Source organism: Kitasatospora sp. NPDC093679, from assembly GCF_040683455.1.
Classification (GTDB): Bacteria; Actinomycetota; Actinomycetes; order Streptomycetales; family Streptomycetaceae; genus Kitasatospora; species Kitasatospora arboriphila.
This window is the reverse complement of record NZ_JBFBDW010000003.1, coordinates 1-26,249: the sequence shown is the minus strand read 5'-3', so window position 1 is coordinate 26,249 and position 26,249 is coordinate 1. Positions and strand designations below refer to the sequence as shown.

Annotated in this window: 26 protein-coding genes, 1 other RNA gene and 1 pseudogene; 14 read left to right on the top strand and 14 right to left on the bottom strand. The window is 76.4% G+C overall.

What is annotated here, in order from left to right:
- Positions 1-7: 7 nt before the first annotated feature.
- On the bottom strand, positions 8-1,318 hold the full coding sequence (locus AB0O09_RS03585) for a hypothetical protein (protein ID WP_363539810.1): 1,311 nt from the start codon (positions 1,316-1,318) through the stop codon (positions 8-10).
- Between the two features lie 190 nt (positions 1,319-1,508).
- Positions 1,509-2,171, bottom strand: coding sequence for a class I SAM-dependent methyltransferase (locus AB0O09_RS03580; protein ID WP_344627698.1), 663 nt, complete (start codon positions 2,169-2,171; stop codon positions 1,509-1,511).
- Positions 2,172-2,370: 199 nt separating this feature from the next.
- Here AB0O09_RS03580 and AB0O09_RS03575 point away from each other — a divergent pair, with 199 nt between their 5' ends.
- Positions 2,371-3,450 carry an alcohol dehydrogenase catalytic domain-containing protein gene (locus tag AB0O09_RS03575; protein ID WP_363539807.1) on the top strand — a complete coding sequence of 360 codons (1,080 nt, stop codon included), beginning with the start codon at positions 2,371-2,373 and terminating at the stop codon, positions 3,448-3,450.
- Positions 3,451-3,516: 66 nt separating this feature from the next.
- Here AB0O09_RS03575 and AB0O09_RS03570 read toward each other — a convergent pair whose 3' ends face one another.
- The 3 genes from AB0O09_RS03570 to AB0O09_RS03560 all read right to left on the bottom strand — a co-directional run bounded on the left by AB0O09_RS03570 (position 3,517) and on the right by AB0O09_RS03560 (position 6,797).
- Positions 3,517-3,672: a hypothetical protein gene (locus AB0O09_RS03570; protein ID WP_344627696.1), complete on the bottom strand. Its 156-nt coding sequence runs from the start codon at positions 3,670-3,672 to the stop codon at positions 3,517-3,519.
- A 193-nt stretch (positions 3,673-3,865) separates the two neighbouring features.
- Positions 3,866-5,809 (bottom strand): alpha/beta fold hydrolase, encoded by a 1,944-nt coding sequence (locus AB0O09_RS03565; RefSeq protein ID WP_363539805.1) that lies wholly within the window; start codon positions 5,807-5,809, stop codon positions 3,866-3,868.
- A gap of 43 nt (positions 5,810-5,852) precedes the next feature.
- Complete coding sequence (locus tag AB0O09_RS03560; RefSeq protein WP_363539803.1) at positions 5,853-6,797, bottom strand: hypothetical protein; 945 nt, start codon at positions 6,795-6,797, stop codon at positions 5,853-5,855.
- A gap of 450 nt (positions 6,798-7,247) precedes the next feature.
- Between AB0O09_RS03560 and AB0O09_RS03555 the strand changes: the two genes are divergently transcribed.
- From AB0O09_RS03555 to AB0O09_RS03545, 3 genes are read left to right on the top strand one after another with little or no spacing between them, the layout of a single operon-like run.
- Positions 7,248-8,084: a Nif3-like dinuclear metal center hexameric protein gene (locus tag AB0O09_RS03555; protein WP_363539801.1), complete on the top strand. Its 837-nt coding sequence runs from the start codon at positions 7,248-7,250 to the stop codon at positions 8,082-8,084.
- Positions 8,085-8,115: 31 nt separating this feature from the next.
- Entirely contained in the window at positions 8,116-8,859 is a 744-nt protein-coding gene (locus AB0O09_RS03550) for a C4-type zinc ribbon domain-containing protein (protein ID WP_363539799.1), read from the top strand.
- A 5-nt stretch (positions 8,860-8,864) separates the two neighbouring features.
- Complete coding sequence (locus AB0O09_RS03545) at positions 8,865-10,019, top strand: bifunctional RNase H/acid phosphatase (protein ID WP_363539797.1); 1,155 nt, start codon at positions 8,865-8,867, stop codon at positions 10,017-10,019.
- A gap of 134 nt (positions 10,020-10,153) precedes the next feature.
- On the opposite strand, the gene yaaA is transcribed toward AB0O09_RS03545, so the two are convergent.
- Positions 10,154-10,954, bottom strand: a complete 801-nt coding sequence (yaaA, locus tag AB0O09_RS03540; RefSeq protein WP_363539795.1) for a peroxide stress protein YaaA — start codon at positions 10,952-10,954, stop codon at positions 10,154-10,156.
- Positions 10,955-11,144: 190 nt separating this feature from the next.
- Here yaaA and AB0O09_RS03535 point away from each other — a divergent pair, with 190 nt between their 5' ends.
- The 5 genes from AB0O09_RS03535 (at position 11,145) to AB0O09_RS03515 (ending at position 15,442) form a co-directional block, all read left to right on the top strand.
- Positions 11,145-12,593 (top strand): RNB domain-containing ribonuclease, encoded by a 1,449-nt coding sequence (locus tag AB0O09_RS03535; protein ID WP_363539793.1) that lies wholly within the window; start codon positions 11,145-11,147, stop codon positions 12,591-12,593.
- 103 nt (positions 12,594-12,696) lie between these two features.
- Positions 12,697-14,127: a DHA2 family efflux MFS transporter permease subunit gene (locus AB0O09_RS03530; protein WP_363540188.1), complete on the top strand. Its 1,431-nt coding sequence runs from the start codon at positions 12,697-12,699 to the stop codon at positions 14,125-14,127.
- 13 nt (positions 14,128-14,140) lie between these two features.
- An RNA gene (gene rnpB / locus AB0O09_RS03525) (RNase P RNA component class A) lies at positions 14,141-14,544 on the top strand.
- A 164-nt stretch (positions 14,545-14,708) separates the two neighbouring features.
- Positions 14,709-15,200: a DUF2975 domain-containing protein gene (locus tag AB0O09_RS03520; protein ID WP_363539791.1), complete on the top strand. Its 492-nt coding sequence runs from the start codon at positions 14,709-14,711 to the stop codon at positions 15,198-15,200.
- Complete coding sequence (locus AB0O09_RS03515; RefSeq protein WP_363539789.1) at positions 15,200-15,442, top strand: helix-turn-helix transcriptional regulator; 243 nt, start codon at positions 15,200-15,202, stop codon at positions 15,440-15,442. The genes AB0O09_RS03520 and AB0O09_RS03515 overlap by 1 nt, the downstream gene beginning before the upstream one ends.
- A 47-nt stretch (positions 15,443-15,489) precedes the next feature.
- Here the strand turns inward: AB0O09_RS03515 and AB0O09_RS03510 are convergent, their stop codons facing one another.
- On the bottom strand, positions 15,490-15,615 hold the full coding sequence (locus AB0O09_RS03510; RefSeq protein ID WP_363539787.1) for a hypothetical protein: 126 nt from the start codon (positions 15,613-15,615) through the stop codon (positions 15,490-15,492).
- A 230-nt stretch (positions 15,616-15,845) separates the two neighbouring features.
- Positions 15,846-17,111: a helix-turn-helix domain-containing protein gene (locus AB0O09_RS03505; protein WP_363539785.1), complete on the bottom strand. Its 1,266-nt coding sequence runs from the start codon at positions 17,109-17,111 to the stop codon at positions 15,846-15,848.
- Positions 17,112-17,298: 187 nt separating this feature from the next.
- Between AB0O09_RS03505 and AB0O09_RS03500 the strand changes: the two genes are divergently transcribed.
- Positions 17,299-18,168 carry an alpha/beta fold hydrolase gene (locus tag AB0O09_RS03500; RefSeq protein ID WP_363540186.1) on the top strand — a complete coding sequence of 290 codons (870 nt, stop codon included), beginning with the start codon at positions 17,299-17,301 and terminating at the stop codon, positions 18,166-18,168.
- A 114-nt stretch (positions 18,169-18,282) separates the two neighbouring features.
- On the opposite strand, the gene AB0O09_RS03495 is transcribed toward AB0O09_RS03500, so the two are convergent.
- The 4 genes from AB0O09_RS03495 to AB0O09_RS03480 all read right to left on the bottom strand — a co-directional run bounded on the left by AB0O09_RS03495 (position 18,283) and on the right by AB0O09_RS03480 (position 21,126).
- A complete protein-coding gene (locus AB0O09_RS03495) occupies positions 18,283-19,305 on the bottom strand; it encodes a serine hydrolase domain-containing protein (protein ID WP_363539783.1) in 1,023 nt (340 codons plus the stop codon).
- Positions 19,306-19,392: 87 nt separating this feature from the next.
- Positions 19,393-19,791, bottom strand: a complete 399-nt coding sequence (locus AB0O09_RS03490) for an ACT domain-containing protein (protein ID WP_344627683.1) — start codon at positions 19,789-19,791, stop codon at positions 19,393-19,395.
- 208 nt (positions 19,792-19,999) lie between these two features.
- Positions 20,000-20,368 carry a DUF1801 domain-containing protein gene (locus AB0O09_RS03485; protein ID WP_363539781.1) on the bottom strand — a complete coding sequence of 123 codons (369 nt, stop codon included), beginning with the start codon at positions 20,366-20,368 and terminating at the stop codon, positions 20,000-20,002.
- An 83-nt stretch (positions 20,369-20,451) separates the two neighbouring features.
- Positions 20,452-21,126: a DUF998 domain-containing protein gene (locus AB0O09_RS03480; RefSeq protein WP_363539779.1), complete on the bottom strand. Its 675-nt coding sequence runs from the start codon at positions 21,124-21,126 to the stop codon at positions 20,452-20,454.
- Between the two features lie 160 nt (positions 21,127-21,286).
- On the opposite strand from AB0O09_RS03480, the gene AB0O09_RS03475 reads away from it, so the two are divergent.
- The 3 genes from AB0O09_RS03475 to AB0O09_RS03465 all read left to right on the top strand — a co-directional run bounded on the left by AB0O09_RS03475 (position 21,287) and on the right by AB0O09_RS03465 (position 24,649).
- On the top strand, positions 21,287-21,610 hold the full coding sequence (locus AB0O09_RS03475; RefSeq protein WP_344627680.1) for a YciI family protein: 324 nt from the start codon (positions 21,287-21,289) through the stop codon (positions 21,608-21,610).
- Between the two features lie 121 nt (positions 21,611-21,731).
- A complete protein-coding gene (locus AB0O09_RS03470) occupies positions 21,732-23,732 on the top strand; it encodes a DUF6596 domain-containing protein (RefSeq protein WP_363539777.1) in 2,001 nt (666 codons plus the stop codon).
- Between the two features lie 263 nt (positions 23,733-23,995).
- Positions 23,996-24,649, top strand: a complete 654-nt coding sequence (locus AB0O09_RS03465) for a PadR family transcriptional regulator (RefSeq protein ID WP_363540184.1) — start codon at positions 23,996-23,998, stop codon at positions 24,647-24,649.
- Positions 24,650-24,762: 113 nt separating this feature from the next.
- On the opposite strand, the gene AB0O09_RS03460 is transcribed toward AB0O09_RS03465, so the two are convergent.
- Complete coding sequence (locus AB0O09_RS03460; RefSeq protein ID WP_363539775.1) at positions 24,763-24,975, bottom strand: hypothetical protein; 213 nt, start codon at positions 24,973-24,975, stop codon at positions 24,763-24,765.
- Positions 24,976-25,396: 421 nt separating this feature from the next.
- On the opposite strand from AB0O09_RS03460, the gene AB0O09_RS03455 reads away from it, so the two are divergent.
- Complete coding sequence (locus tag AB0O09_RS03455; protein WP_344626187.1) at positions 25,397-26,095, top strand: bifunctional DNA primase/polymerase; 699 nt, start codon at positions 25,397-25,399, stop codon at positions 26,093-26,095.
- A 54-nt stretch (positions 26,096-26,149) separates the two neighbouring features.
- On the opposite strand, the pseudogene AB0O09_RS03450 reads toward AB0O09_RS03455, so the two are convergent.
- Positions 26,150-26,249, bottom strand: a pseudogene (locus tag AB0O09_RS03450) (IS481 family transposase); the annotation flags it as partial.

Sequence of the window (26,249 nt, the reverse complement as noted above, 5' to 3'; positions counted from 1 at the left end):
GGGTGGTTCAGATCCTGTCCCAGGTGCGCTCGGTCAGACCGTAGGTCTTCGCGATGGCGTTCCATTTCGCCACGAAGTCCTTCTTGGACTGCGTGGCCTGCGGATTGAGGTCGTTGGCGCGCTTCCTGTCGGCCGTGTTCGGGGCGGAGCTGCCCGAGCAGCCCTGGCTCGCCACCGTCCGGGCCCAGGCCGCGTACGCCCGGTCGATGTCGCCCGAGGTCTGCCAGGCGGTCTTCAGGGTCTGCGCCGCCTCCGCGCCGCCCGGCAGGGCACCGAGGTCCAGCTTGCCGAGGTCGGCGACCAGCTGGTCGCGCTGGGTGGCGCCGTCGTCGAAGACCTGGGCGGCGCTCGCGATCTCCGACTTGTCCGGGCAGCTGGTCACCTTCGCGACCGCGCTGCCGATCGGGGCCTTCGCGTTCTCGCCGCGGGCCAGCAGCCCGTCCAGCGCCTTCGCCTGCCCCTCCGCGCCGGCCCCGGCGCTCGCGCTGCCGCTCGGCGAGGCGGCCGCCGATCCGCCCGCGGCCGCGGACGGCGCCGCACCGCCGGCCCCGCCCTGCCCGGGCGGCGGCACCGCGGAGGCGGCCGGCGCGTTGGCCGCCGGCTTGCCGTCCGAACCCGAGTTCTGCACCGCCCACACCGTGCCGACCCCGACCAGCAGCAGCAGCGCCACGCCCGCACCGACCAGCAGCGGCGTCCGGCTGCGGGCCGGCTCCTCGGCGTCCAGGTCCTCGTACGCCGGGCCGGGGGCACCCGCCGGGTGCGGCCCGGCCTGCGCCGGGTCGAAGGCGGGGAACGGCGGCCGACCACCGCCGTCGAACGGGGAACCGCCCTGCGGCGGCGGGAAGCCCGGCCCGGGCGGGAAGCCCTGCGGCGGTGGGAAGCCCTGCGGCGGGGCCGGTGCGGCGAACGCCTGCGTCCGGTCCTGCGGCGGGAAGCCCGGGGGCGCCGCACCCGGCTGCGCACCGGCCACGTACGGCCGGGCGCCCGGCGGCGGCCCCTGGTCGCCCGGCCCGCCCGCGGGCACCGGCGGCAGCAGCGTCGTCGCCTGCTCGTCCGGTACCGGGCCCCGCGCCGGCGGGAAGCCCGGCGGCGGGACGTGCCCGCCCTGCGGCTGCGCGTGCGGCCCGGCCTGCGGGGGGAACGGCTGCGGCCGGGCGTGCGGCGGGAAGCCCGAGGGCACGGCGGCCGGGCGGCCCGGGGCGCCGGCCGGGGGCGGCGGCGCGCCCTCAGCGGCCGGCCTGCGCCGCACCCAGCCGCCGGCACCGCCGCGCGCGGTCGGGTCCCAGACCGCCGGCGGCGTGTTGTCCTGATCCGTCATTCCCCTGCCCTCGCCCCGCTGCGTAGTCGCGTCGCACCCACCGCGCCGTGCCCAGCCGTTCGACTGCTGTCCGACACCGTACAGACCGCGGGTGCGCCGCGGCACGGCACCCGGTGGGTACCGTCCCGTGTCGTACGACGGCGGAAGGCCCGGGATCGTGCCCGCCGCGCCCGCCCGCCCGGCCGGCCCGTCAGCCGGCGGTCCGCCGCAGCACCCGCAGCGACCCCGTCACCGAGACCTCCTCGAAGCCCTCGTCCAGCGCCCGCAGGTACACCCGGTACGGCGCCTGCCCGCCGTCCTCCGGGTCCGGGAAGACGTCGTGCACCACCAGCAGGCCGTCCTCGGCCAGGTGCGGCACCCAGCCCTCGTAGTCGCCGGTGGCGTGCTCGTCGGTGTGCCCGCCGTCGATGAAGACCAGCGCCAGCCGGCCGCCCCACAGCGCGGCGATCTGCGGTGAGCGGCCCACCAGGGCCACCACGTGCTCCTCCAGCCCGGCGTGGAACAGCGTCCGGCGGAAGACCGGCAGGGTGTCCATCCGGCCGACCTCCGGGTCGACCAGCGTCGGGTCGTGGTACTCCCAGCCCGGCTGCTGCTCCTCCGAGCCCCGGTGGTGGTCGACGGTGAGCGCCACCGTGCCGGTGCGGCGGGCCGCGTCCGCGAGCAGCACGGCCGAGCGGCCGCAGTACGTGCCGATCTCCAGCACCGGCAGCCCGGTGCGCCCCGCGGCCTCCACCGCCGCCGCGTACAGCGCGAGGCCCTCGTCCACCGGCATGAAGCCGGTCGCCGACTCGAAGGCCTTGAGCACCTCGGGCTCCGGGCGGGCCGCGCCGGGCGCGTCGTGGCGGTCGGTCATGCTGCTGCTCCCTGCGGGGCGGACGGACGGGTGCAGCGGACCCTACCCGACCGTCCGGCGCCGGAGGCCGCCCAGGTCCGCGCCCGGCGTCCGGCGTCCGCGCCCGGCGCCCGTACGCTCGTGCCGTCGAGCGCCCCCGGCACGCGGGCGTGCGCGGGCCGTCCGGGCCGACCAGGGCAACGAGGGAACGGGAGCACCGATGCGCGCAGCGATCCTGCACGAGACCGGCCGGGACGAGCTGGAGGTCCGCGAGGACGTGGAGACGGTCGCCGTCGGGCCGGGCACCGTCCGGGTCCGGATGCGCGCCGCCGGACTCTGCCACTCCGACCTCTCCGCGATGAACGGCGTCCTGCCGCAGCCCGCGCCGTTCGTGCCCGGCCACGAGGGCGCCGGCGAGGTCACCGAGGTCGGCGAGGGCGTCACCGGCCTCGCCCCGGGCGACCGGGTGGTGCTCTGCTGGATGCCGCCCTGCGGCCGCTGCGCGTTCTGCACCCGCGGCGAGACCCACCTGTGCACCGCGAGCCTCAAGCGGCTCGCCGAGCCGACCTTCCGCTTCGGCGGCGGCACCGCCGCGTACGGCTTCTACAGCACCGGCAGCTTCGCCGAGGAGGCCGTGGTCGCCGCCGACGCCGTGCTGAAGGTGCCCGCCGACCTGCCCTTCGAGCTGGCAGCGCTGGTCGGCTGCGGGGTCACCACCGGCTTCGGCGCGGTGGTGAACACCGCCCGGATCGAGCCGGGCGCCACCGTCGCCGTGCTCGGCGCCGGCGGGGTCGGGGCGGCCGCCGTCCAGGCCGCCCTGGTCAGCGGCGCCGCCCGGGTCACCGCGGTCGACCCGGTCGCCTCCCGCCGCGAACGGGCCCTCGCGCTCGGCGCCACCGACGCCCTCGCCCCGGAGGACCTGCGGGCCGCCGCCAAGGGCCTCGCCCTCGGCGGCTACGACTGCGTGGTCGAGGCGGTCGGCCGCTCGGAGACCGTCCGCGCCGCCTACGACGCCGCCCGGCGCGGCGGCACCGTCGTGGTGGTCGGCGCCGGCGCCCGCGACGACAAGGTCTCCTTCAGCCTCGGCGAGCTGTTCTTCAACGAGAAGCGGGTGCTGCCCTCGCTGTACGGCGGCGGCGACGTCGCCCGCACCGCGGCCCGGGTCGTCGAGCTGTGGCGGGCCGGGCGGCTCGACCTGGCCGCGCTGGTCACCCACCGGGTGCCGCTCGCCGAGGTCGGCGAGGCGGTCGCGGGCATGCGCCGCGGCGAGGGCCTGCGCACCGTGATCACCTTCGACTGAGCCGCGCGCCGCCGAGAACGCCTGCGGCCCGGGGCGGGAGCCCCGGGCCGCAGGAGTGCGAGCAGGTCAGCGGCGGTGCTTGCCGTGCGCGTCGGCGTCGGCGCGGTCGTCCGCCGCCGTCGTGCCACGGTGGCGGCCGTGCCCGTTGTCCTCGGCCACGGCCCCGTCGGCGCCGGGCGCGGTGCGGTCGTGCTCGGTGGTGTCGGTGAGGGTTTCGGACATCAGGTTCTGTCTTCTCCGTGCGGTGCGGTACTGCGGTTGCAGCGTCGTCCGGCCGGGCACTGGGCGGCCCGGCCGCCCGGGCGTTCGGCACCCGGGGCCCCGGCCGCCGCGGCGGCCGGATCGGGTACGAGCCTATCGGGGCGGTCACCGCCCGCGCACGGCACACTCCGATTCGGTGGCGCCCGGCGCGCCCTCAGGCCGGTCTGCCGGTGCGCAGGAAGCCCGCCAGCAGCTCGTGCAGGACGGCGGCGCCCTCCTCCGCCAGCAGGTCGTGGCCGGCCCCGGCGGCCTCCACGTACCGGAAGTCGGTGCCCTCCGCCCGGCCGAGCCGCAGCAGCTCGTGACGGAGCGTGCGGGACTGCCCGACCGGCACCACCTCGTCCCGGTCGCCGTGCACCACCAGCAGCGGCGCCGTCAGCCGTCCGGCGAGCTGCAGCACGTCGCGCGGACCGCGGGCGTCCTGCGGCTCGGCCTCGCCGCCGAGCCGCTCGCACATCGCCCGGACGGGCTCGGCGGCCTCGGCGAGCAGCCGCGCACCGGACAGGAAGGGCGCCACCACCGCACACCGCGCGAGGTGCCCGGCCGGGGCGTGCGCGGCGGCCAGCAGGGCCAGGAAGGCGCCGTAGCTCTGCCCGAACAGGGCGGGCGGCTCCAGGCCGAGGGCGGCCCGCTGCTCGGCCAGACCGTCCAGCAGGTGCAGGACGTCGTCGAGGTCCGGGCCGCCCCAGGCGCCGTGCACCGCCGCCTCGTGCTCCGGCCCGTAGCCGGTCGAACCGCGCTGGTTGACGGCGACCACGGCCGTCCCGCGGCCGGACATCCGCTGCAGCGCCGGGTCGAACTCCAGCCGCCAGGCGTCGGCCGGCCCGCCGTGCAGCGCGAGGACGAGGTGCGGGGCGGCCAGCCAGGAGTCGCCGCCGTACACCACCGCCTCCAGCGGGCCGGCCGGGCCGCCGAGGTGCACCAGCCGGGCGCCCTGCCAACTGCCGCCGTCACCGGGTTCGGCCGAGCCGTCCACCCGCCAGCCGGGCGGGTGCGCGCCGGCCGGCCCGGCCGGCTGCTCGCCGTGCACGGCACCGGAGCCGAGCGGGGCGAGCTGCAGCGGCAGCGGCGGTGGGACGGCCCCCGGGGTGCCGGTGCCGCCCGCCGCCAGCAGGGCGTCGACGTCGACGGTGGCGAGGGCGGCCGGGCGGTCCGGCGCCGAGTACGGGATCCGCAGGCCGGCCGTCGACCAGTGGCCCGTCTCGCCGAACCGGCCGGGCGGGGCGGGCAGCCGGTCCAGCCGGCCCGCGGAGGGCTGCCAGAGCGCGAGGGCGGTGGCCGCGCCGTGGTCGAGCTGCAGCACGACCCGCGGATCGCCCGCCCCGCCGGGGGCGAGCGCGACCGGCCGTGGCACCGGGCCGGGCAGGTGCAGGCACTCCGGGAAGCGGACCGGGTCGGAGCCGCCGAGCACCGCCCACCCGAGCCGGTCGGCGCCGGGCGCGTCGCTGCGGACGAGGCCGAAGCCGCTCGCCGGGTCGAACAGCACCAGCCGGTCGTTGCTGCCCTCGGCGATCTCCAGCAGCGGGGTGACGGCGCCGTGTTCGAGGTCCAGCACGACGGTGCGCACGGCCCCCTCGGCGACCCGGTCCAGGGCCAGCAGGCGTCCGGTGGCGTCCAGCCAGACGCCGCCGCCGTACATCCCGGGCAGCTCGGCGGCCTGGACGGGCGGCGAGCCGTCCGCGGCGATCCGCCAGACCGTGGTGACCGGCCGCCCGTCGGTGCCGAGCGCGACCGCGCCGCCGCCGGGCTGCGGCAGCAGCCGCAGCCCCGGCAGCCACAGCCGGGCCACCTGCTCCTCGCGGCCGTCCGCCGCGGCCGCCAGCAGGACGAGGTCGTGCCGCTCGCCGTCGTGCCGGCAGACCAGTACCCGGCCGTCGGGGAGCGCCACCAGCTGGGAGCGCAGGCTCTCGGTGCGGCCGCCCGGCGGCGGCAGCGGGACGGGCTCCGCGGCGGAGCCGTCGGCGGGCAGCCGCCAGCTCTCGGCGTACCAGCCGCCGTCCGGGCCGGCGGCCAGGCAGGCGGCGTGCGAGCCGTCGGCGGCGAAGGTGAAGCCGAACCGGCGCAGCGCCTGGGCGGCGCTCCGGGCAACGGTGCTCATCGGCGGCTCTCCTGATCCGTACGGGGGCTGGGGCGGGCGGCGGTCAGGTGCCGGCGCCGCCGGGGGACGGCGGCTCGGCGAGGGCCGTCAGTGCGGCCAGCGCCCGCTGCGGCGGCCAGCGGTCCGCGGGGGAGCCGGCGGTGAGGCCGAGGACGACCGGGGTGAGCCGGCGGGCGGTCTCGCCGCTGCGCGCGGCCAGGGCCAGCCAGCGCCGCAGCCGGGCCGCGGCGGGCGGGGCCGGCGGGGTGCCGGCCCGGGCCTCCGGGAACTCCTCGGCGAGCAGCGGGGGCCGGCCGGTGGCGAGCAGGAAGAGCAGTCCGCCGAGGGCCTGCCGGTCGTCGGCGTACGGGCCGCGCTGGAGCACGGCGGCGCCGGGCCGCGGCGCCGGGTACGGCCTCGGGTCGAGCAGGAGGGGCCGGCCGTCCGGTCCGACCAGGACCCGGTCGGCGGAGAGGCCGCGCAGCGCGGCGCCCAGTCCGTGCACCCGCACCAGCAGGTCGGCCAGCGCGGTGGCGACGGGGCGGGCCTGCGGCCAGGGGACACCGGGATCGCCGTCCCGGCCGAGCCGTTCGGCGACCCAGTCGTCCAGTGTCGTGCCGGCGGCGCCCGTCCGCGGCCCCGGTGGTGCGGCGAGGCGGGCCGCGGTGAGCGCGGCCGATAACCGTTCGGGTGCCCCGGGCTCCTGCCCGGGCCTGGCCGACCCCCTCCCCTCGAAGGGGCCGACCGGCGGCTCGGCGAACCTCCGCCCGCCACCGCGGAGTTCCGCACCCGCCGGCTCGCCGCGCCTCCCCGCGCGGTCCACCGGCGCGGACGGCCGGGCGGCGCGCCGGGGTCCGTCGACGGCGGCCGCCCGGCCGCCCTCGCCTCCCCGCCCCGGCGCACCGGCCTCGGCCGTCCGCACGACCTCCAGTGCCGTGCCGTCCGCATCCGGCCCGTCACCGACCGACCCCGCCACCGAGGTCGAACGCAGCGGTGTGCCCGCCCCCATCGCTTCACACCCCTTCGTGTCGACGCCGCGGGTGCCCACTGCTCCTGCACCGCGGCCCGGTCGTCCTGGAAGTGACGAGAGCGGCCCGGCCGCCGGACCGCCCGCGGGCCACTCGCCCGGCCCGGGCCGGAGTCCGGCACCCTTCCCGACCCCCCAGGTCAGGGCAACTCTCGTTCGCGGGAATGAAGTTACTTTCGTGGTCGGTGTGACTCAACGCAGCCCGGGTCACTTCACTCATAAGGGTGATCCAGATCCGATTCCGGTCGTGCGCGGGCTCCGGAGTGCGACCGGATCGGGCCCGGCGCTCCGGAGCGCGCCCCGGACGACGTGCGCCGCCGGCCCACCGGCGGGCGGACGGCGCGCCGCCGCGCGCGGATTGACGCGCAGCTGTGCGGGCCGGCGCCGAACGGCGCGGACCGGGCCGCCCGCCGGGCGCGGTAGTCTCGACAGGTGCCGAATCTGTCCGACGTGATCACCGCGCTCGAAGAGCTGTACCCGCCGCAGTGGGCGGAGTCCTGGGACGCCGTCGGGCTGGTCTGCGGCGACCCGGAGGCCGAGGTCCGCCGGGTGCTCTTCGCCGTCGACCCGGTGCAGGCGGTGGTCGACGAGGCCGCCGCGTGGGGCGCCGACCTGGTCGTCACCCACCACCCCCTCTACCTGCGCGGCACCACCAGCGTCGCCGCCACCACCTTCAAGGGCCGGGTCGTGCACACCCTGATCCGGCAGGGCATCGCGCTGCACGTCGCGCACACCAACGCCGACCACGCCGACCCCGGCGTCTCCGACGCCCTCGCCGAGGCGGTCGGCCTGCGCGTCACCGGCCCGCTCGTCCCCGACCCGACCGACCCGGCCGGCCGCCGCGGCGGCGGCCGGATCGGCGTGCTGCCCGAGCCGATGACCCTCGCCGCGTTCGCCGCGCAGGTCGCCGCCGGGCTGCCCGCCACCGCCACCGGCGTCCGCGTCTCCGGTGACCCGGAGCGGACGATCAGCCGGGTCGCCGTCTGCGGCGGCTCCGGCGACTCCTTCTTCGCCGAGGTCCGCGCCGCGGACGTCGACGCCTACGTCACCGCCGACCTGCGCCACCACCCCGCGTCCGAGGCGTCCGAGGCCGCCCCGACCGCCCTCGTCGACGCCGCCCACTGGGCCACCGAGTGGCCCTGGCTGAACCTCGCCGCCCGGTCCCTGACCGAAGCGGCCGGCAAGCACGGCTGGCAGCTGGAGACCAAGGTCTCCCACCTGGTCACCGACCCGTGGACGGGGCACGCCCCCATGCCGTACACCGCCTGACACCTGATCGATTCACACAGGAGCTTCCCGCTTGAACGCCGCGCCCGCCGACCAGATCCGCCTGCTCGACCTGCAGGCCATCGACTCCCGCCTGGACCAGCTGGCGCACCGGCGCCGCACCCTGCCCGAGCTCGCCGAGATCGAGAAGGCCGCCGCCGACCACACCGCCCTCAAGGACCTGGTCGTCGCCGCCCAGGCCCAGCTCTCCGACACCATCCGCGAGCAGACCAAGGCCGAGCAGGACGTCGAGCAGGTCCGCGCCCGCGCCGCCCGCAACCAGCAGCGGATGGACTCCGGCACCGTCACCTCCCCCAAGGACCTGGAGAACCTCCAGCACGAGATCGGCTCGCTCGCCAAGCGCCAGTCCGACCTGGAGGACGTCGTCCTGGAGGTCATGGAGCGCCTGGAGTCCGCCCAGGGCCGGGTCACCGAGCTGACGGCCCGTCTGCAGCACTCCGAGGTCGTCCTCAAGGAGGGCGAGGAGCGCCGCGACGCCGCGTGGGGCGAGATCGACGCCGAGGTCGAGAAGACCGCCCGCGACCGCGAGACCGTCGCCAAGGTGATCCCCGCCGACCTGCTCAAGCTCTACACCCGCCTGCGCGAGCAGCAGGGCGGCGTCGGCGCGGCCCGCCTCCAGCAGCGCCGCTGCGAGGGCTGCCGGGTCGAGTTCGCGATCACCGACCTCAACGCCATCAAGGCCGAGCCGGCCGACGCGGTCGTCCGCTGCGAGAACTGCGGCCGCATCCTGGTGCGCACCGCCGAGTCGGGCGTCTGAGCGGCGTGTCCCCCCGCAGGTTCATCGTCGAGGCCGACGGCGGCTCCCGGGGCAACCCGGGGCCGGCCGGCTACGGCGCCGTCGTCCGCGACGCCGACACCGGCGCGATCATCGCCGAGGCCGCGGAGTTCATCGGCCACGCCACCAACAACGTGGCCGAGTACCGCGGACTGATCGCCGGCCTGCGGGCCGCCCACGGCCTCGACCCGGACGCCTCCGTCGACGTCCGGATGGACTCCAAGCTCGTCGTCGAGCAGATGTCCGGCCGCTGGAAGATCAAGCACCCCGACATGCAGCCGCTGGCCGCCGAGGCCCGCACCGTCTTCCCGCGCGGCCGCGTCGCCTACACCTGGATCCCGCGCGAGCGGAACAAGGACGCCGACCGGCTCGCCAACGAGGCCATGGACGCCGGCCGGGCCGGCCGCCAGTGGGAGCCCCGGTCCGCCGCGGCCCCCGCCGTCCCGGCCGCCGAGGTCGAGGAGCCGCTGCCCGAACCCGCCGCCCCCCGGGCCGGCTGGGCCGCCCCCGCCGACCTCGGCACCCCCACCACCTTCGTCCTGCTCCGGCACGGCGAGACCGCCCTCACCCCGCAGAAGCGCTTCTCCGGCAGCGGCGGCACCGACCCCGAACTCTCCGAGAAGGGCCGCTGGCAGGCCGAACGGGTCGCCGAGGCGCTCGCCGCCCGCGGCACCGTCCAGGCGGTCGTCAGCTCCCCGATGCGGCGCACCCGCGGGACGGCGGAGGCCGTCGCCCGGCGGCTCGGCCTGGAGGTCCGGATCGAGGACGGCCTGCGGGAGCTCGACTTCGGCGCCTGGGAGGGCCTCACCTTCGCCGAGGTCCAGCAGCAGTACCCCGACGACCTGAACGCCTGGCTCGCCTCCAGCAAGGCCAAGCCCACCGGCAGCAGCGAGAGCTTCGCCTCCCTCGCCCACCGGACGGGCGTCGCCCGCGACAAGATCATCGCCCGCCACCCCGGCCGGACGGTCCTCGTCGTCTCCCACGTGAGCCCCATCAAGACCCTCGTCCGCCTCGCCCTCGGCGCCCCGCCCGACGCGGTCTACCGCATGGAGCTCTCCGCGGCCTCCCTCTGCGCCGTCCAGTACTACGCCGACGGCAACGCCTCCCTGCGCCTCCTCAACGACACCGGCCACCTGCGGTAGGGCAACACCGGGGGCGCGGGGAACTGCGCAATTCGGAGTCGGCGTACTTCGCAGGTTCGGCCGCCCTCGGACTGCGCGGTTCCGCCCCCGGCCTTCGGCCGGGAGGAGCCCCGGCGCCCCTGATCGCCGTTCCCCTAGTGGATCTCGGAGACGACGACGTCGAGCTGCCAGGGGCGGCGGGCGGTGCCGCGGGCGGAGACCTCGACGCGGTGGCCCAGCGCGGTGAGGGCGTCGACGAGTTCGCCCGGGGTGGCCGGGTCGGCCGCCGTGTTCAGCAGGTCCCGGACGAGGCGCCCCTTGGTGGCCTTGTTGAAGTGGCTGACCACGGACCGCTTGAGTTCGCCGCCGACCTCGCGCTCGTGCAGCACCCGCACGGTCGCCGTCCGCCCCGCGACCTCCCCGGCCGGCTTCCAGGCCGCCGCGTACGCGGAACTCCGCAGGTCGAGCACCAGCCCCTCACCCGCCGCCTCCGGCAGGACCTCCGCGGTGGCGGCCCGCCAGTGGGCGCCGAGTGCGCCGAGCGGCGGCAGCTTCACCCCCATCGAACAGCGGTACGGCGGGATCCGGTCGCCGATCCGCACGGCGCCCCAGAGCCCGGAGAAGACGAGCAGCGTGCGCTCGGCCCGCTCGTAGGCCTCCTGGTCGAGTTTGGCGAGCCCGAGGTTGTCGAAGAGCACGCCGGTGTACACCTCGCCGGCCGGCAGTGCCCCGGCGGTGGGCAGCTCGGCGTTGCGGGCGATCTCGCCCCGCAGCCCGGGGGAGAGCCCGAGGACTTCGGCGGCGGTGTCCTCGTCGCCGCGGCAGAGTCCGACGAGCGCGTCGAGGACGGCCCGCCGGGCCGCGGTCAGTCCGGGCAGCGACAGCGCCTCCAGGTCGACCGGAGCGCCCTGCGCCGACGCGGCCTTCCCCTCCGAGGGCGGCAACAGGACCAGCACGGCGGCACTCCTCAACACTTTGTGGCAGACGTCCCCGCCACTGTACTGGCGACCGGTCGCCCGCTCCGAAGCCGTCCGGCCTCCGTCCCCGCGCCCCGTCAACTCCCCGCCGCGCGGCCGCACCGCCTCTGACCACCGGACGGGACGCGCCCGACGGGCCCGCCGGTGCCGGCCCGCTTACGCTGCGGTCATGCCACGTCGACAACTGAGTGTCCGCACCGCCGACACCGCCCGGATCAACACCGAGCTCGCCGAGCTGCGCAGCCGGCTGGAGATCCGCACCGACTGGCCCGCCGAGGTGCTCGCCGAGGCGGACCGCGCGGCGGCCGTGCCCCGGCTGCCGGACGTGGACGCGACCGACCTGGAGCTCTTCACCCTCGACCCGCCGGACTCCCTCGACCTCGACCAGGCCATGCACCTGGCCCGCCGCGACGGCGGCTACCGCGTGCACTACGCGATCGCCGACGTCGCCGCGTTCGTCGTCCCGGGCGGGGCGGTGGACACCGAGGCCCGCCGCCGGGTGCAGACCCTCTACTTCCCGGACGCCCGGGTGCCCCTGCACCCGCCCCGGATCTCCGAGGACGCGGCCAGCCTGCTGCCGGGCCGGCTGCGCCCCGCGGTGCTCTGGCAGATCGACCTCGACGCGGACGGCGCCGTGGTGCTCGCCGACGTCCGCCGCGCCCAGGTCCGCTCCCGCCGCAGGCTCGACTACGCCGGCGTCCAGGAGTCGCTCGACGCGGGCACGGCCGACGGGCAGCTCCAGCTGCTCGCCGAGATCGGACGGCTGCGCGAACGGCAGGAGGCCGCCCGCGGCGGGATCAGCCTGCCCGTCCCCGAGCAGGAGGTCGAACCGGCCGACGGCGGCTACCGGCTCGCCTACCGCACACCGCGCCCGGCCGACGCCTGGAACGCGCAGATCTCGCTGCTCACCGGCATGGCCGCCGCCGACCTCATGCTGGACGCCGGCACCGGACTGCTCCGCACCCTGCCCGCCGCCCCCGAGGCCGCCTACGCCAGGCTGCGCCGCGTCGCCCGGGCGCTCGGCGTGCACTGGCCGGACTCCACCCCCTACCCCGAACTGATCCGCTCGCTCGATCCCGCGGACACCCGCAACGCCGCCTTCCTGGAGGAGTGCACCGGCCTGCTGCGCGGCGCCGGCTACCACGCCTTCGACGCCGCCCGGGGCGTGCCGCCGCCCGCCGACCCGGGCCACGCGGCGCTCGCCGCGCCGTACGCGCACTGCACGGCGCCGCTGCGCCGCCTCGCCGACCGGTACGCGCAGGAGATCTGCGTGGCGGTGGCCGGCGGCACCGACGTGCCGGGCTGGGTCCGCGACGACCTGCTCGACGTGCCGGGGGAGATGGAGCGCGGCGACCGGCGGGCCCACGAGGTCGAGCGGGCCTGCGTCGACCTGATCGAGGCCGAGGTGCTGCGTGGCCGCGAGGGCGAGGACTTCGACGCCGTGGTGATCGACGTCGACGAGCGCCGGCCCGCCCGGGGAACCGTCCAGCTCGCCGATCCCGCCGTCGTCGCCACGTGCGACGGCGAGGGGCCCGGGCTGCCGCTCGGCGAACGCATCCGCGTCCGCCTCACCAGTGCCGATCCCGCCACCCGAACCGTCCGCTTCGCACCCGTGTGAGCCGCCCGTGTCCCTGAGCCGCCCCGTCCCGCCCGCGCCCGGCCCCGGCCGGGACGACCCCGCCGCCCGTCCACCCGCTCCCGCGGGGGACCGGCGCCGCCGCCTGCTCGTCCTGGCGGTCTGCTGTCTCAGCCTGTTCATCGTCAGCCTCGACACCACCGTGGTGAACGTCGCGCTGCCGGCCGTCCAGCACGACCTCGGCGCGCCCGCCTCCGGACTGCAGTGGGTGATCGACGCCTACACGCTGGTGCTCGCCGCGCTGCTGATGCTCTCCGGTTCGGTGGCCGACCGGGTCGGCCGGCGGCGGATCTTCCTGATCGGCCTGCTGGTCTTCGTCCTCGGATCGCTGCTGTGCAGCCTCGCGCCGGGCCTCGGCTGGCTGATCGCCTTCCGCAGCCTCCAGGCGGTCGGCGGCTCGATGCTCAACCCGGTGGCGATGTCGATCATCACCAACACCTTCACCAGCCCGCGGGAGCGGGCCCAGGCGATCGGCGTCTGGGGCGGCGTGGTCGGCATCTCCATGGCGCTCGGCCCGCTGATCGGCGGCTTCCTGGTGGACAGCGCCGGCTGGCCGGCGATCTTCCTGGTCAACGTGCCGATCGGCCTCACCGCCTTCGTGCTGACCCTCCGCTACGTGCCCGAGTCCCGCTCGCCGCGGCCGCGCCGGCTCGACCCGGTCGGGCAGCTGCTGATGCTGCTGATGCTCGGCTGCGGCACCGCCGCGATCATCGAGGGCCCCGGCCACGGCTGGACCTCCCCGCTGATCCTCGCGCTGGCCGGGGTCGCGTCGGCCGCGCTCGTCCTGCTGCCGATCTGGGAGTCGCGGGTGCGCGAGCCGCTGATCGACCCGCGGTTCTTCGCCAGCATCCCGTTCAGCGGCGCGACCGTCACCGCGGTCTGCGCCTTCGCCTCGCTCGGCGGCTTCCTCTTCCTCAACGCGCTGTACCTGCAGGAGGTCCGCGGGTACGACCCGGTGCAGGCCGGGCTGTTCACCCTGCCGATGGCCGTGATGATGCTGGTTTTCGCACCGGTGTCCGGGCGGATCGTCGGGCGTTCCGGGCCGCGGATGCCGCTGGTCTGCGCGGGCGCCGCGCTGGCCGCCAGCGGGCTGCTGCTGACCCGGGTCGCCGCGGACTCGCCGCCCGCGCTGGTCCTCGGCGCCTACGCGCTGTTCGGGCTCGGGTTCGGGCTGGTGAACGCGCCGATCACCAACTCGGCGGTCTCCGGCATGCCGCTCGCCCAGGCGGGGGTGGCCGCCGCGGTCGCCTCCACCAGCCGCTCGGTCGGCCAGTCGCTCGGCGTCGCGGTGATCGGCACCGTGGTCACCTCGGCGCTGGTCGGACCGGCCGCCGCCGGATTCGCGGAGGCCAGCCACGCCGGCTGGTGGATCGTCACCGCGCTCGGCCTCGCCGTGATCGGGCTGGGTCTGGCCACGACCACACCGCGGGCCGCGGCGAGTGCCGCACGGGTCGCCGCCCGGCTGGACCCGGCCCGGGCCGGTGTGCCGGGCGGGGCCCCCGAGCGGCTACGATGACCACTACGGCGGACGAGCCGGCCGGGCGGTCGCGACGGGTCCTTCACGGGGCCCGCCGAGGAACGTCCGGGCTCCACAGAGCAGGGTGGTGGGTAACGCCCACCCGGGGTGACCCGCGGGACAGTGCCACAGAAAGCAGACCGCCCACCGCTTCGGCGGCGGGTAAGGGTGAAACGGTGGTGTAAGAGACCACCAGCGACCGAGGTGACTCGGCCGGCTCGGTAAACCCCACCTGGAGCAAGGTCAAGATCGGTGCCCCTCGGGGTGCCGTGCGCGGATGTTCGAGGGCTGCTCGCCCGAGTCCGCGGGTGGACCGCACGAGGCTGTCGGCAACGGCAGCCCTAGATGGATGGCCGCCTCCCCGGGCCGCGCAAGCAACCCGGGAGACAGAACCCGGCGTACAGGCCGACTCGTCCGTCACCAGGCCGACGGAGGGCCCCCGATCCGCATCGCGCGGACGGGGGCCTTTTCGCGTCCGGAGCTCGACGGCTCGGCGAACGACCTCCGGAGCCGCCCCCGCCCTTGCCGTGGCTATCGAGATTCGATAGATTCCCATCGCAATTCGATGGGAGGATGGGGTCGTGGGAAAGCTGACAGTGGGGGCGCTGCGCGCCGTGCTCGCGGTGGTGTTCGCCGGCACCGTGCTGGTGCAGGTCCTGATGGTGTGGGTGTTGGTCAGCGGGAACGACCCGGAGGACGGGACGCTGCCGCTGACCGCGTTCCGCGTCGTGACGATCCTGGGCCTGGTGACGGCCCAGGTCGCCCTGGTCTGCGTCTGGCGGCTGGTGGCGATGGTGCGGCGCAGGACGGTGTTCTCGCACGCGGCCTTCCGCTACGTGGACGGCGTGATCGGCGCGATCGTGGCGGCCGCCCTCGTCTGGTTCGCGGTCACCGCGATCAACGCCCCGGGCCAGCGGGAGGACCCGGGCGTCACCGTCATCATGGCCGGGATCGGCGTGGCGATCCTGGGGGTCGCGCTCATCGTGCTCGTGCTGCGGATGCTGCTCGCCCAGGCCGTCGCGCGCGACGTCGAGGCGACGCAGCTGAAGGCCGAGTTGGACGAGGTGATCTGATGCCCATCGTCGTCGACATCGACGTGATGCTGGCCAGGCGGAAGATGTCCGTGGGCGAGCTCGCGGACCGCGTCGGGATCACCCCCGCCAACCTCGCCGTCCTCAAGAACGGCCGTGCCAAGGCCGTCCGCTTCGCCACGCTCGCCGCACTCTGCGAAGTCCTCGCCTGCCAGCCGGGCGACCTGCTCCGCTGGGAGTCCGAGGACCTCGCGCCGGCCGACGCGGACCCGGAGCACGTGTGAGGCGGCGGTGGGAGGTGCGGCCGTGACCCCGCCTCCCACCGCCCGACTCAGGCCCTGCGGCGGAAGGGCATGACGAGGGCGATGCGTTCCCCGCCGAGTGCCTTGCCCTCGCCGACGGCGAAGTCGGCGAGGGCCCAGCCGGAGGCCTCGACGGCCTGGATCTGCTCGGCCATGCCGACCATGGGCCCGGTGGCGAGGCTGTTCTTGTTGGCCTCGACGGCCTTCCAGGCGAAGACGGAGCCGCCGCGGTTGTAGGCCTCGGCCGCCTCCTTGCCCGCGTTGTTCCCCTTGGCCTGGTTGATGAAGCCCGTGTGCCCCCCTCTGCTGGTGCTGTGTCAGCACCCTGCCGGCGCCACTGCCGGTGGAGCGAGGCGGGACGGAGTCGTGACCGCCGGCCCGGCGGTCACGCGCGTTCGGCGTCGTGGGCGGCGACGGCGGCGGTGAGGCGCAGGAGGTCGGCGGGGCGGGCCGGGTCGAGGCCGGTGAGGGCGGCGATGCGGCGCAACCGGTAGTCGACGGTGTTGGGGTGGAGGTGGAGCGCGTTCGCGGTGTGCCGGCGGTTGAGGCCGCCGGCCAGGTGGGTGCGCAGGGTGGTGAGCAACTCGCCCGCCCCGTGGAGGGGGCCGATCAGGGCGGCGAGCCGGGGTCTGGCGTGGCCGGGCCGGCTGAGCTGGTACTCCAGGAGCAGGTCGTCGAGCCGGTAGAGGCCGGGCGGGCGGCCGAAGGCGCGGGCCACGTCGAGGACTTCGTAGGCGAGGGCGGCGGCGGCCGCGACGCCCGGGGGCTCGGCGGCCGCCCCGGCGGCGAGCACCGGGGCGCCCGCGGCCCGGGCGGTCGCGGCGACGGTGTCCGCGAGGCGGTGCCACTCGGCGGTGGGCAGGTCGGCCGGCCGGGTGTCGAGCGGGACGAGCACCAGGCCGCCGTCGGCGGCGAGCACCGAGAGGGCCGAGTGCCGGGTGCGGTGGTCGAGTTCGGCGCGCAGGCGGCGGAGTTTGCGGCGGCCGGCGACCGTCCGGTCGACGTCCTCGGCGTGTTCGTCGGGGTGGTCGTCGACGGAGAGGACGAGGACGGCGTAGCCGGGGGCCAGCCGCAGGCCGGCCCGGGCGGCGGCCTCGTCGGCGGGGGTGCCGTCGAGCAGGGCGCCGAGCAGTGCGTTCCGGGCGGCGTGCCGTTCGTCGACCATGGTGCGGCGTTCCTCGAAGTAGCCGGCGCCGGCCGCGGCGGTGACCTGGCGGAGGTGGTCGAGCAGCAGCCGGTGGAGCGTGAGCAGCCCGGGGGCGTCGCCCTCGCCGGCCTGCCGGGTCATCCAGTCCCAGCAGACCTCCAGGCCGATGTGGTGGGCGAGCAGGACGGCGTCCAGCGGCAGCCCTTCCTCGGCGCGGCGGGCGGCGGTCTGCCGGACGGTGGTGAACTCCTCGTCCGGGGCGGGTTCTCCGGTGCGGACGGCCCGGGCGAGGGCGCGGACGCGGCGCTCGGTGGTGCGGGCGAGTTCGCCGTCGACCTGTTCGCGGGGCAGCCGCCGGTAGGTGGGCAGGGCGTCGAGCAGTGCCGCGAGGACCGCCCGGACGAGTTCCGGCAGGGCGGCCAGCAGCCGCTGGTCCGCGGGGACGCCGCCGATCGTCGGGACGTGCCACCCCGTGACCTGCGCCGGGGCGTTGTGACTGCTCACAGAAATCACCGTCCAGGTCTGGGGAACGCCCGAGGGCCGGTCCGGTGCGGCGGCCCCATCATGGAGGCACTCCCGGTTACCTGTTGGTAACAAACTTCTGGTGTGGAGGCAACAGTTGAGAACCCCACTTCTCCGCTTCTCCGCAAGAACCTTCCGCCGCAGGCTCGTCGGCGCCCTCGGTTCGGCCCTGCTGGCCGCCGCCCTGCTCGGCGGAGGAGGGTCCGCCGCCCTCGCCGCCGAGACCGCGCCCGCGGCGGCGGCCCCGCCGGACGGCGACACCGTCGCCTCCCCGCCCGGCGCCAACGACTGGAACTGCCGCCCCACCGCGGCCCACCCCAACCCCGTCGTGCTGGTCCACGGCACCTTCGCCAACCGCTTCGAGAACTGGCTGGTGCTGTCGCCGCTGCTGAAGAGCAAGGGCTACTGCGTCTTCGCCCTCGACTACGGCACCGTCCCCGGCGTCACCTCCTCCGGCAGCGGCGTGCTGCTGCCGATCGGCGGGCTCGGCCCGGCCGCCGATTCCGCGGCCCAACTCGGCCGGTTCGTCGACCTGGTGAGGTCGTACACCGGCGCCGCGAAGGTCGACATCGTTGGCCACTCGCAGGGCGGCATGATCCCGAACTACTACCTGAAGTTCCTCGGCGGCGCGTCCAAGGTGGACAAGCTGGTGGCGCTCGCGCCGTCCAACCACGGCACCACGCTCTCCGGCATCGCCAACCTCGCCCCCTATCTGCCCGGGGTCGCCGACCTGATCTACACCGCCTGCCCGGCCTGCAAGGACCAGGTGGTCGGCTCGGCGTTCAACCAGAAGCTCTCCTCGCTGCCGGACACCGTGCCCGGGGTGCACTACACGGTGATCTCCACCGTCTTCGACGAGGTGGTCACCCCGTACCGGACGCAGTTCCTCAGCGGGCCGGGCGTCGACAACATCACCGTCCAGGACAGCTGCCTGATCGACCTCTCGGAGCACGTCCTGATCGCCTTCGACCCGACCTCGCTGCACCACGTGACCAACGCGCTCGACCCGGCCCACGCCACCTGGGTGGGCTGCGGCTGAGCCGTCGCCGGCGGGCCGCCCCACCGGCCCGCCCGCGGTGCCCGCACCGGCCCTGCGCCGGTGCGGGCACCCGCGCGTCCGGCCCGGGGAACGCCGGGCCCGCGGTGCGCCGGTTCAGGGGGTGGTGACCGCGGCGAGGATGCGGTCGCGCAGCGGGGTCAGTCGGCTGCCGCTGAAGCCGTGGTACACCGCGTTGGTGAGCAGCACCGCGTAGCGGCCGAGGGCGGGGCAGAGGTAGAGGCTGGTGCCGGTGTAGCCGTGGTGGTAGGCGGCGCCGGTGTCGGTGACCAGCCAGCCGAGCCCGCGGGAGCGGCCGGCCTCGACCGCGATCTGCGGCCGAAGGCTGGCGGCGAGCCAGGGGTCGTCGGCCGTCAGCAGGTGCTCGGCGAAGACGGCGAGGTCGGCGGCGGTGGAGAACAGCCCGGCGTGGCCGGCGATCCCGTTCAGCAGGGCGGCGTTGGGGTCGTGCGGGATCCCCCAGGTGCGCGGGGCGCCGCGCAGCCGCTGTTCGGTCGGCGCCACCGCGGGCGAGCGCCGCACCGGGCCGAACTCGGTGTCCCGCATGCCCAGCCCGTGCCAGTAGTGGTCGCCGAGGGCGTCCAGCGGGGTGCCGTGGGCGTCGGCGAGCAGCAGGCCGAGCAGCACGTAACCCCGGTTGATGTAGCGGTGTTCGGTGCCGGGGGTGGCCACCAGCTGTTCGGCGCAGAGGAGTTCGGCGAGCGGGCGGTCGAGGTGCAGGTAGCGGTCCAGCCGGGTCTCGGGCTGCAGGCCGGCGCTGTGCGCGAGCAGTTGGCGGACCGTCAGCCAGCCGCCGGGGGAGGGGAGCCGGGGGAAGCGGGCGCGCAGCGGCTCGTCCAGGTCGAGCAGGCCGGCGGCCAGGGCCCGGCCGGTGAGCACCCAGGTGGCGATGATCTTGGTGAGTGAGGCGAGGTCGTAGCGGGTGCGGTCGTCGGGCGCGGCGGGTCCGCACTCGGGGGCGACGGCGCCGCGGGCGGCCACGGTGCGGCCCGCCGCCTCCGTGGAGCCGGCGGTGCCGAGGACGAGGACGCCGCCCGGGACGCCGCGGTCCAGGACGGCGTGGTCGAGGGCGTCGGCGAGGGCGGCCGCGGCCGCGGGTGTCCAGGGGGTGGTGGTCACGTGCGTCCTCCGTTCCCGGTGGAGCGGATCCGGTCGTACGGGTGGTACCTACCCGCGGACGGGCCTCCGCTCCCCGGCGCCGCCGCCTCAGCCCTGACCGGCCGACAGCTCCTCCAGGACGCGGACCGCCCGCTCGGCGTCGGCGGTCGGCACGAAGAGGTGGTCGTGGTGGAACCCGGCGGCGACGTTGCAGCTGATGCCGCGGTCGGCGAGTGCGGTGGCGACCGCGGCGGTGAGGCCGACGGCCTCCAGCGCGGAGTGGATCCGCAGGGTGATCCAGCCGGCGACGAACTCGTAGCCCAGCCCGAGCGAGTCCGCCTCCTCCTGCGGCACCACGACGGTGGCGCCCTCCTCCTCGGCGACGGTGACCACCGGGCGCAGGCCGGGCGGGACCCTGCCGGGCAGGGTGCAGTACACGTACCGCCCCGGGTTCAGCGCGGGTCGCAGCCCGGAGAGCAGGGCGGACAGGTCTCGTTCGGCGGCCATGGCGCCACCGTAGTGTGTGGCCGGGCCCGCACGGCGTCCCGCCGGCCGCCGGTGTGTCGCCGTGCGGGGCGGTGCGGGTGACGGCTGGTCACGGCGCCCCGGCGGCCGGGGACGGGGCCGGGGACGCGGCTGCGCCGGGCGGCGGGAGTCGCCCCGGTGGGTGCGACCCGTCCGTCCGCCCGGCGTACCGGGTGGGTCCGTCCGGTGTTCAGGCGGGCAGCTGCTCCAGGCCGCGGGCCCGGGCCAGCCAGTCGGCGAACAGCTCGGTGTCGACCTCGGCGGCGCTCCGGAGCTTGACCGAGGCCATCGTGCGCGAGCCCGGGGCGAGCCGGCCGGACGGGTCGGCGAGTTCCCGGCCGCGCCAGAAGCCGAAGGTCAGGTGGCCGGCGTACGACTTGAGGAAGCAGACCGGGTTCTTGCCGGGGGCGGCGCCGAGGCTCCACACGGGGTGGCCGTGCCAGACGGCGCCGCGGCCGGGCAGGGCGGCCTCGACGAGCGGCAGCAGCCTGTCGGCGATCTCGTGCTGGGCGGTGGGGAGGGAGTCCAGGTACTGCGCGACGGTGGTGGTGGCGGGCATGGTGGTCGTCCTTCGGGTTCGGTGGCCGGAGCCGGTCGGGCGGTGCGGGGATCGGAGGCCGGGGCGGTCTGCGGTGGGGGCGGTCAGCGGAGGCGGTCGGCGGCGACGGCGGAGACCCAGACCATCGCGGTGATCGCGCCGATCGCGAGGGTGAGCGAGCCGGCCGGGCCGCCGGTCATGGCCCATCCGTCGCCGAGCAGCAGTGCGGTGGCGGCGGCGCGGGAGGCGAGGGCGCGGCCGCGGCGGCCGGCGCGGGCGAAGTGGCGGCCGAGGACGTAGCAGGCGGCGATCAGGGCGGTGAAGGAGACCGTGCCGGCCAGCAGGTGTCCGACGGCGTGCCAACTGAGGCCGGGCGGCATCCCGTCGGGCGTGCCCACCGGGTAACCGTCGGCCGGGTCCATGACGAGGACACCGGCGGCGATCATGCCGAGGCCGTAGGTGCGGACGAGCCGGGGTGCCCAGCGGCCGCCGGGCGTGTCCGCGAGGGTGCGGCGCAGGCCGGCGGCGCCGAGGACGGTCAGGACGCCGGCGACCAGGAAGTTCGTGATCTGCAGCGGGCCGAGGTCGCCGTTGCTCAGTGCGCTCAGCGGGTGGCGGGTGAGGTCGAAGCCCGTCCGGGTGGCGGCTTGGGCGAGGGCGACGGCGGCCCAGAGCGGGCCGGCGACCGCGCCGCAGACCAGCAGGGTGCGGGTGCCCGGTGCGGTGGCGGCCGTGCCGCGAGCGGGGTCGGTGCGGACGGCGGCGGGGGCGGTGGTCACGGTGTCCTCCGGGGCGGTGGGCGTCGAGCGGTGCTGCCCTCACGTCGTCCGGCCGATGTGACAGGGAATGCATGCCGTTCCCTGTCACATCGGCTCGTTCGACGTGAGGGCGGCACAAGATCGCGGCGCGACGGGGCGCCGCCGGACCGAGGAGAGAACCATGCGCTTCCTGATGACCACCAAGCCGACCGACGCCGCCCCCGACGAGAAGCTCTTCGCGGAGATGGGCGCGTTCATCGAGGAACTGACCGCGGCCGGCGTGCTGCTGGCGACCGGAGGCCTGGAGCCGGGCGGGGTCCGCCTGGTCTCCTCCGGCGACGAGATCACCGTCACCGACGGTCCGTACGCCGAGGCGAAGGAGGCCGTGGCCGGCTTCGCGCTGGTCGAGGTCCGCTCGAAGGAGGAGGCGATCGAGCTCGCCCGTCGCTTCCGCCGGATCGTCGGCGACGGCGAGAGCGTCGTCCAGCAGGTGTTCGGCCCCTGACCCTCCCGCCTGCCCGCTCGGCCTGCCTGCCTGCCTGCCCGCCCCGCCTGCCCGGCTCGGCACCTGCCCCGGCCCCGCCCCGGTTTGCGGACGGGCCGGGACGGGTGCTGTCATCGTGGCCGTGCCGGATGTCCACCGCACGATCGACGCGGTCTGGAAACTCGAGTCGGCGAAGATCATCGCCGCGCTCGTCGGAATCGTGCGCGACGTCGGCCTCGCCGAGGAACTGGCCCAGGACGCCCTGGTGGCCGCCCTCGAACAGTGGCCGCAGTCCGGTGTCCCCGACAACCCGGGCGCCTGGCTGACCGCCGTCGCCAAGCGCCGGGCCGTCGACCGCGTCCGCCGCGACGGGCGGCTGGAGCAGCGCCAGCGGCAACTCGCCCACGAGCTGCGGCAGTCGGGCGAGGCCGAGCCGGAGGGCGACCGGGACGACGTGCTGCGTCTGATGTTCGTCTCCTGCCATCCCGTCCTGCCGACGCAGGCCCGCGTCGCACTGACGCTGCGTCTGCTCGGCGGACTGACGGCCGCGGAGATCGCCCGGGCCTTCCTCGTCCCCGAACCGGTGGTGGCCAGGCGCATCGCCGCCGCCAAGCGCACCCTGGCCGAGCAGCAGGTGCCGTTCGAGCTGCCGACCGGCGAGCGGCTCGCCGACCGGCTCTCCTCGGTGCTGGAGGTCGTCTACCTGGTCTTCAACGAGGGGTACTCGGCGACCGGCGGGGACGACCTGATGCGGCCCGGGCTCTGCCTGGAGGCGCTCAGGCTGGGCAGGCTGCTCGCCGCCGCCGTGCCGCACGAGGCCGAAGCGCACGGCCTGGTCGCCCTGATGGAGATCCAGGCGTCCCGCTCGGCCGCGCGCACCGGGCCGTCCGGCGAGCCCGTCCAGCTGCACGAGCAGAACCGCGGCCGCTGGGACCAGCTGCTGATCCGCCGCGGCTTCACCGCGATGCTGCGCGCCCGGGAGTGCGGCGGCCCGCCCGGCCCGTACGTGCTGCAGGCTGCGATCGCGGTCTGCCACGCCCAGGCACCCACCGCGGAGGCCACCGACTGGGCGCAGATCGCGACCCTCTACGCCGCGCTGGAACGGCTGCTGCCGACCCCGGTCGTCCGGCTGAACCGGGCCGTCGCGGTCGGGAAGGCGTACGGGCCGCAGGCCGGCCTCGACCTCGCCGACGGGCTGACCGCCGACCCGGCGCTGCGCGACTACCACCTGCTGCCCGGCGTCCGCGGCGACCTGCTGGAACGGCTCGGCCGCACCGGGGAGGCCCGGCTGGAGTTCCGGCGGGCCGCCGCCCTCACCCGCAACGCGGCGGAACGCGCCTTCCTCGACCGCCGCGCCGACGCACTGCCGACCGGGGAGCCGTCGGCCGGGGCCCGGGTGCCCGCGGGGCCGTCGGCCGCCCTCCTCGGCGCCACCGTCCGCGCGTTCCTCGACCGGGACGACCTGGACGCGGCGACCGTCCGCTCGTACGGGCAGACCCTGCGGCGGCTGCGGCTCGGGCTCGGCGACGAGCTGCCGCTCGGCTCGGTCGACGCCGACCGGGTCGCCGGGGTCCTGGCCGCCGCCTGGGGCGGCGCCGCGCCGCGGACCTGGAACCGGCACCGCGCCGCCGTCCGCTCGTTCGCCGCCTGGGCCGGGCTGGACGACCTCGCGGCCGGCCTCGAACGGCGCCCCGAACCGGCCGGCCGGACCGGTGCGATCGCCCCCGAGCAGCTCGAACGGCTCTGGGCGCTGCCCGGCCCCTCGCTGCGCGAGCGCACCCTCTGGCGGCTGCTGCACGAGTCCGCCGCCCCGGTGCGGGCCGTCCTGGCGCTGGACGTCCAGGACCTCGACCTCGACGACCGCAGCGCCCCCGGTGACCGCGGCGACCGCGGGGTGGTGTGGCGGTCGGGCACGGCCCGGCTGCTGCCGGAGCTGCTGGCCGGACGGACCCGCGGCCCGCTCTTCCTCACCGACCGCCGCCCCGGGCCGGGCCGGACGCCCGTCCCGGCCGACCTCTGCCCGGAGACCGGCCGCGCGCGGCTCTCCTACGAGCGCGCCGAGCACCTCTTCAAGCTGGCCACCCGCCCGCTCGACCCGGCCGGCGAGGGCTGGACCCTGCGGATGCTCAAGCCGCGCCGCTGATCGGACGCCCCGTCAGGGGCTGCTCCCACTCCGCCGCGTCCGCGGTTCCTCCGTGCCGCCCTCCCGCACCCCCGCCTGCCCGCGCCCGCCGGGCGACCGTCGGACGACTATCGGAAACCGTTGACGGGCGACAGTCACCGATATATCGTCGAGATATCGAGATGCTTCGGGGGAAGCATCACGGACGAAAGGTGGTGCGCATCATGCGCGAAGGAAGGCGAAACCGAGGAGAACGCCGCCGCGGGCCGGTGCCCGGCGAGGGAATGCCGGGCGAGGGCTTCGAGAGGCGGTTCGCGTTCGGGCCGTTCGGCCCGCCCGGAGTGCCGCCCGGCGGCCCTGGGATGCCGGGGGCCGGCCCGTTCGGGCACGGCTTCGGCGGGCCGGGGCACTTCCCCGGCCACGGGGGGCACGGCCACGGCGGCCGGGGCCCGCGGGGCGGCGGCTGGGGCCGCGGTCCGGGCCGCCGCGGCGGCCGGGCGCGCCGCGGCGACGTCCGTGCCTCGCTGCTCGCGCTGCTCAAGGAGCGGCCCATGCACGGGTACGAGATGATCACCGAGATCGGCGAGCGCACCGGCGGTGCGTGGCGGCCCAGCCCCGGATCGGTCTACCCGACCCTCCAGCTGCTGGAGGAGGAGGGCCTGATCGTCGCTCAGGAGTCCTCGGGCAAGAAGCTGTTCGAGCTGACCGAGGCCGGCCGGGCCGAGGCCGACGCGGGGGCCGATTCCCCGTGGGAGGAGGCCGGCCGGGGCGTCGACTGGGAGGCCGTCCAGGAGGTCGGTGCGGCGATGGGCGCCGTCGACCACGCGATCCGCCAGGTCATGCTGACGGGTACCGAGGAGCAGCGGGCCAAGGGGCTCGCCGTCCTCAACGAGGCCAAGCGCAAGCTGTACCTGATCCTCGCCGACGAGCAGGTCTGACCCGTCCCGCGGTCGACCGCACCGCCCCGTCGCGGCACCCGCCACGGCGGGGCGGCGGCGTGCCCGGGAACGGCGGCGTGCCCGGGGGCGTGATTGCTACCGAGGGGCGCGCCTCAGGCCTCGGCGTCGTACTCGTAGCGCCAGCGCCAGCCCTTGCTGCCGAAGATCTTCGACCGCCGGTAGACCAACGTCACGGCGGGCAGGCCCGCGGTGGCCGGGACGGGCACGCGGTAGACCTTCGGGATCGTCCAGAAGGAGCCCAGCATGATCGGCAGGACCCTGCCGTCCAGGGGTCCGCCCACGAATTCGGTCTCCGCACTCTTCACACCTCCCAGGGTACGCGGGGTGCTCCGGGCCCTCTCGGCCGCCGGTCGGCGGCGTCCGCGTGCAGGTCCGGCAGAGGCGGTGTGGAGCCGGTGTGACCGGCGCAGCACCGCCCCCGGTCATTCCGGGGCCGTCCGCACCCTTATCCTGCTCTGTACGCCTCCGGGTTCGGCCCGGGTCCGCGGGCCCGCACGGGCCGGGCGAGGCGCGTGTCGTCGCGTCCGTCCGCCGAGTCGTACCTTCTCGAACTCCGTATCGTGCCCCGGGCGTTGGCCGCCCCGGTGATCCCGGCCGCGGCCGCGGCGGATGCGACCGACGGGCGCCCCGGGAAGTGGCGGGCGCCTACCGTTGTTGCGTCGGACGGTGCGTCGTTCGCCGTGCCGCACCAGGCACGGCAGTTCACGGCAGAGCGGAAGGGGCCCGATGGAAGCCAGCAGCAGGTGGACGACCTGGTGGCGGCGTGAGCGGCGGCAGGACCGTCCGGTCACGGGCGGGGAGGCGGCCGCGAGGCTGGACCTGCTGCTGGGCGCGGTGCGCGCGGGCTTCCCGCTGGCACCCGCGGCCCACCCGGCGGGGTACCGGTGTTCCTGCGACCGGGTCGGCTGTCCGGCGCCGGCGCAGCACCCCGTCTCCTTCGCCTGGCAGACCCAGGCGACCACCGACGCCGAACAGCTCGCCCGCTGGCTCGCCCGCGACCCGCAGGCCAACTTCGTCACCGCCACCGGCCGCGTCCACGACGTGCTGGACGTCCCCGCCGAGGCGGGCCGGCTCGCGCTGGAGCGACTGGAGGAGCGCGGCGTCCACGGACCGGTCGCCGCGGTCGGCGAGGACCGCTACCTGTTCTTCACCGCCACCCGCGGCACCCCCGCCGACGAGGACGAGTGGTGGACGAGCGCGCTGGACTCCACCCCGGACACCATGTCCGAACACCCCGGCCTGAGATGGCACTGCCGCGGCTCGTACACCCTGCTGCCGCCCGCCGCACTGCCGGACGGCTCCGAGGTGCGCTGGCTGCGCGGTCCCGACCAGCCGCTGCCGGACCCGCTGCGGGTGCTGGACGTGCTGACCGACGCCTGCACCGAGGTCGGCGCCGTCGCCGAGGAGCAGTGGCTGATCGGCTAGCGGCCGCACGGACCGCGGCGCCGACCTCCGGGAGGGGCGGCCGGTCCGGTGCACCTAGGTGTTCTGACCCGTGAGGTTGGGGACGCGGCTGGCGGGTGGCTTGCCTGCGAGTGCGGTGTGTCCGCGGTGGTGATTGTAGGTGTGGAGCCAGTCG

Coding starts and splice junctions, on each gene's coding strand:
- AB0O09_RS03580 (WP_344627698.1), bottom strand. CDS start 2,171: ATGACCGACCGCCACGACGCGCCCGGCGCGGCCCGCCCGGAGCCCGAG.
- AB0O09_RS03570 (WP_344627696.1), bottom strand. CDS start 3,672: ATGTCCGAAACCCTCACCGACACCACCGAGCACGACCGCACCGCGCCC.
- AB0O09_RS03510 (WP_363539787.1), bottom strand. CDS start 15,615: ATGGCCGAGCAGATCCAGGCCGTCGAGGCCTCCGGCTGGGCCCTCGCC.
- AB0O09_RS03535 (WP_363539793.1), top strand. CDS start 11,145: ATGCCACGTCGACAACTGAGTGTCCGCACCGCCGACACCGCCCGGATC.
- AB0O09_RS03475 (WP_344627680.1), top strand. CDS start 21,287: ATGCGCTTCCTGATGACCACCAAGCCGACCGACGCCGCCCCCGACGAG.
- AB0O09_RS03485 (WP_363539781.1), bottom strand. CDS start 20,368: ATGCCCGCCACCACCACCGTCGCGCAGTACCTGGACTCCCTCCCCACC.
- AB0O09_RS03490 (WP_344627683.1), bottom strand. CDS start 19,791: ATGGCCGCCGAACGAGACCTGTCCGCCCTGCTCTCCGGGCTGCGACCC.
- AB0O09_RS03455 (WP_344626187.1), top strand. CDS start 25,397: ATGGAAGCCAGCAGCAGGTGGACGACCTGGTGGCGGCGTGAGCGGCGG.
- AB0O09_RS03515 (WP_363539789.1), top strand. CDS start 15,200: ATGCCCATCGTCGTCGACATCGACGTGATGCTGGCCAGGCGGAAGATG.
- AB0O09_RS03565 (WP_363539805.1), bottom strand. CDS start 5,809: ATGAGCACCGTTGCCCGGAGCGCCGCCCAGGCGCTGCGCCGGTTCGGC.
- AB0O09_RS03560 (WP_363539803.1), bottom strand. CDS start 6,797: ATGGGGGCGGGCACACCGCTGCGTTCGACCTCGGTGGCGGGGTCGGTC.
- AB0O09_RS03465 (WP_363540184.1), top strand. CDS start 23,996: ATGCCGGGCGAGGGCTTCGAGAGGCGGTTCGCGTTCGGGCCGTTCGGC.
- AB0O09_RS03575 (WP_363539807.1), top strand. CDS start 2,371: ATGCGCGCAGCGATCCTGCACGAGACCGGCCGGGACGAGCTGGAGGTC.
- AB0O09_RS03585 (WP_363539810.1), bottom strand. CDS start 1,318: ATGACGGATCAGGACAACACGCCGCCGGCGGTCTGGGACCCGACCGCG.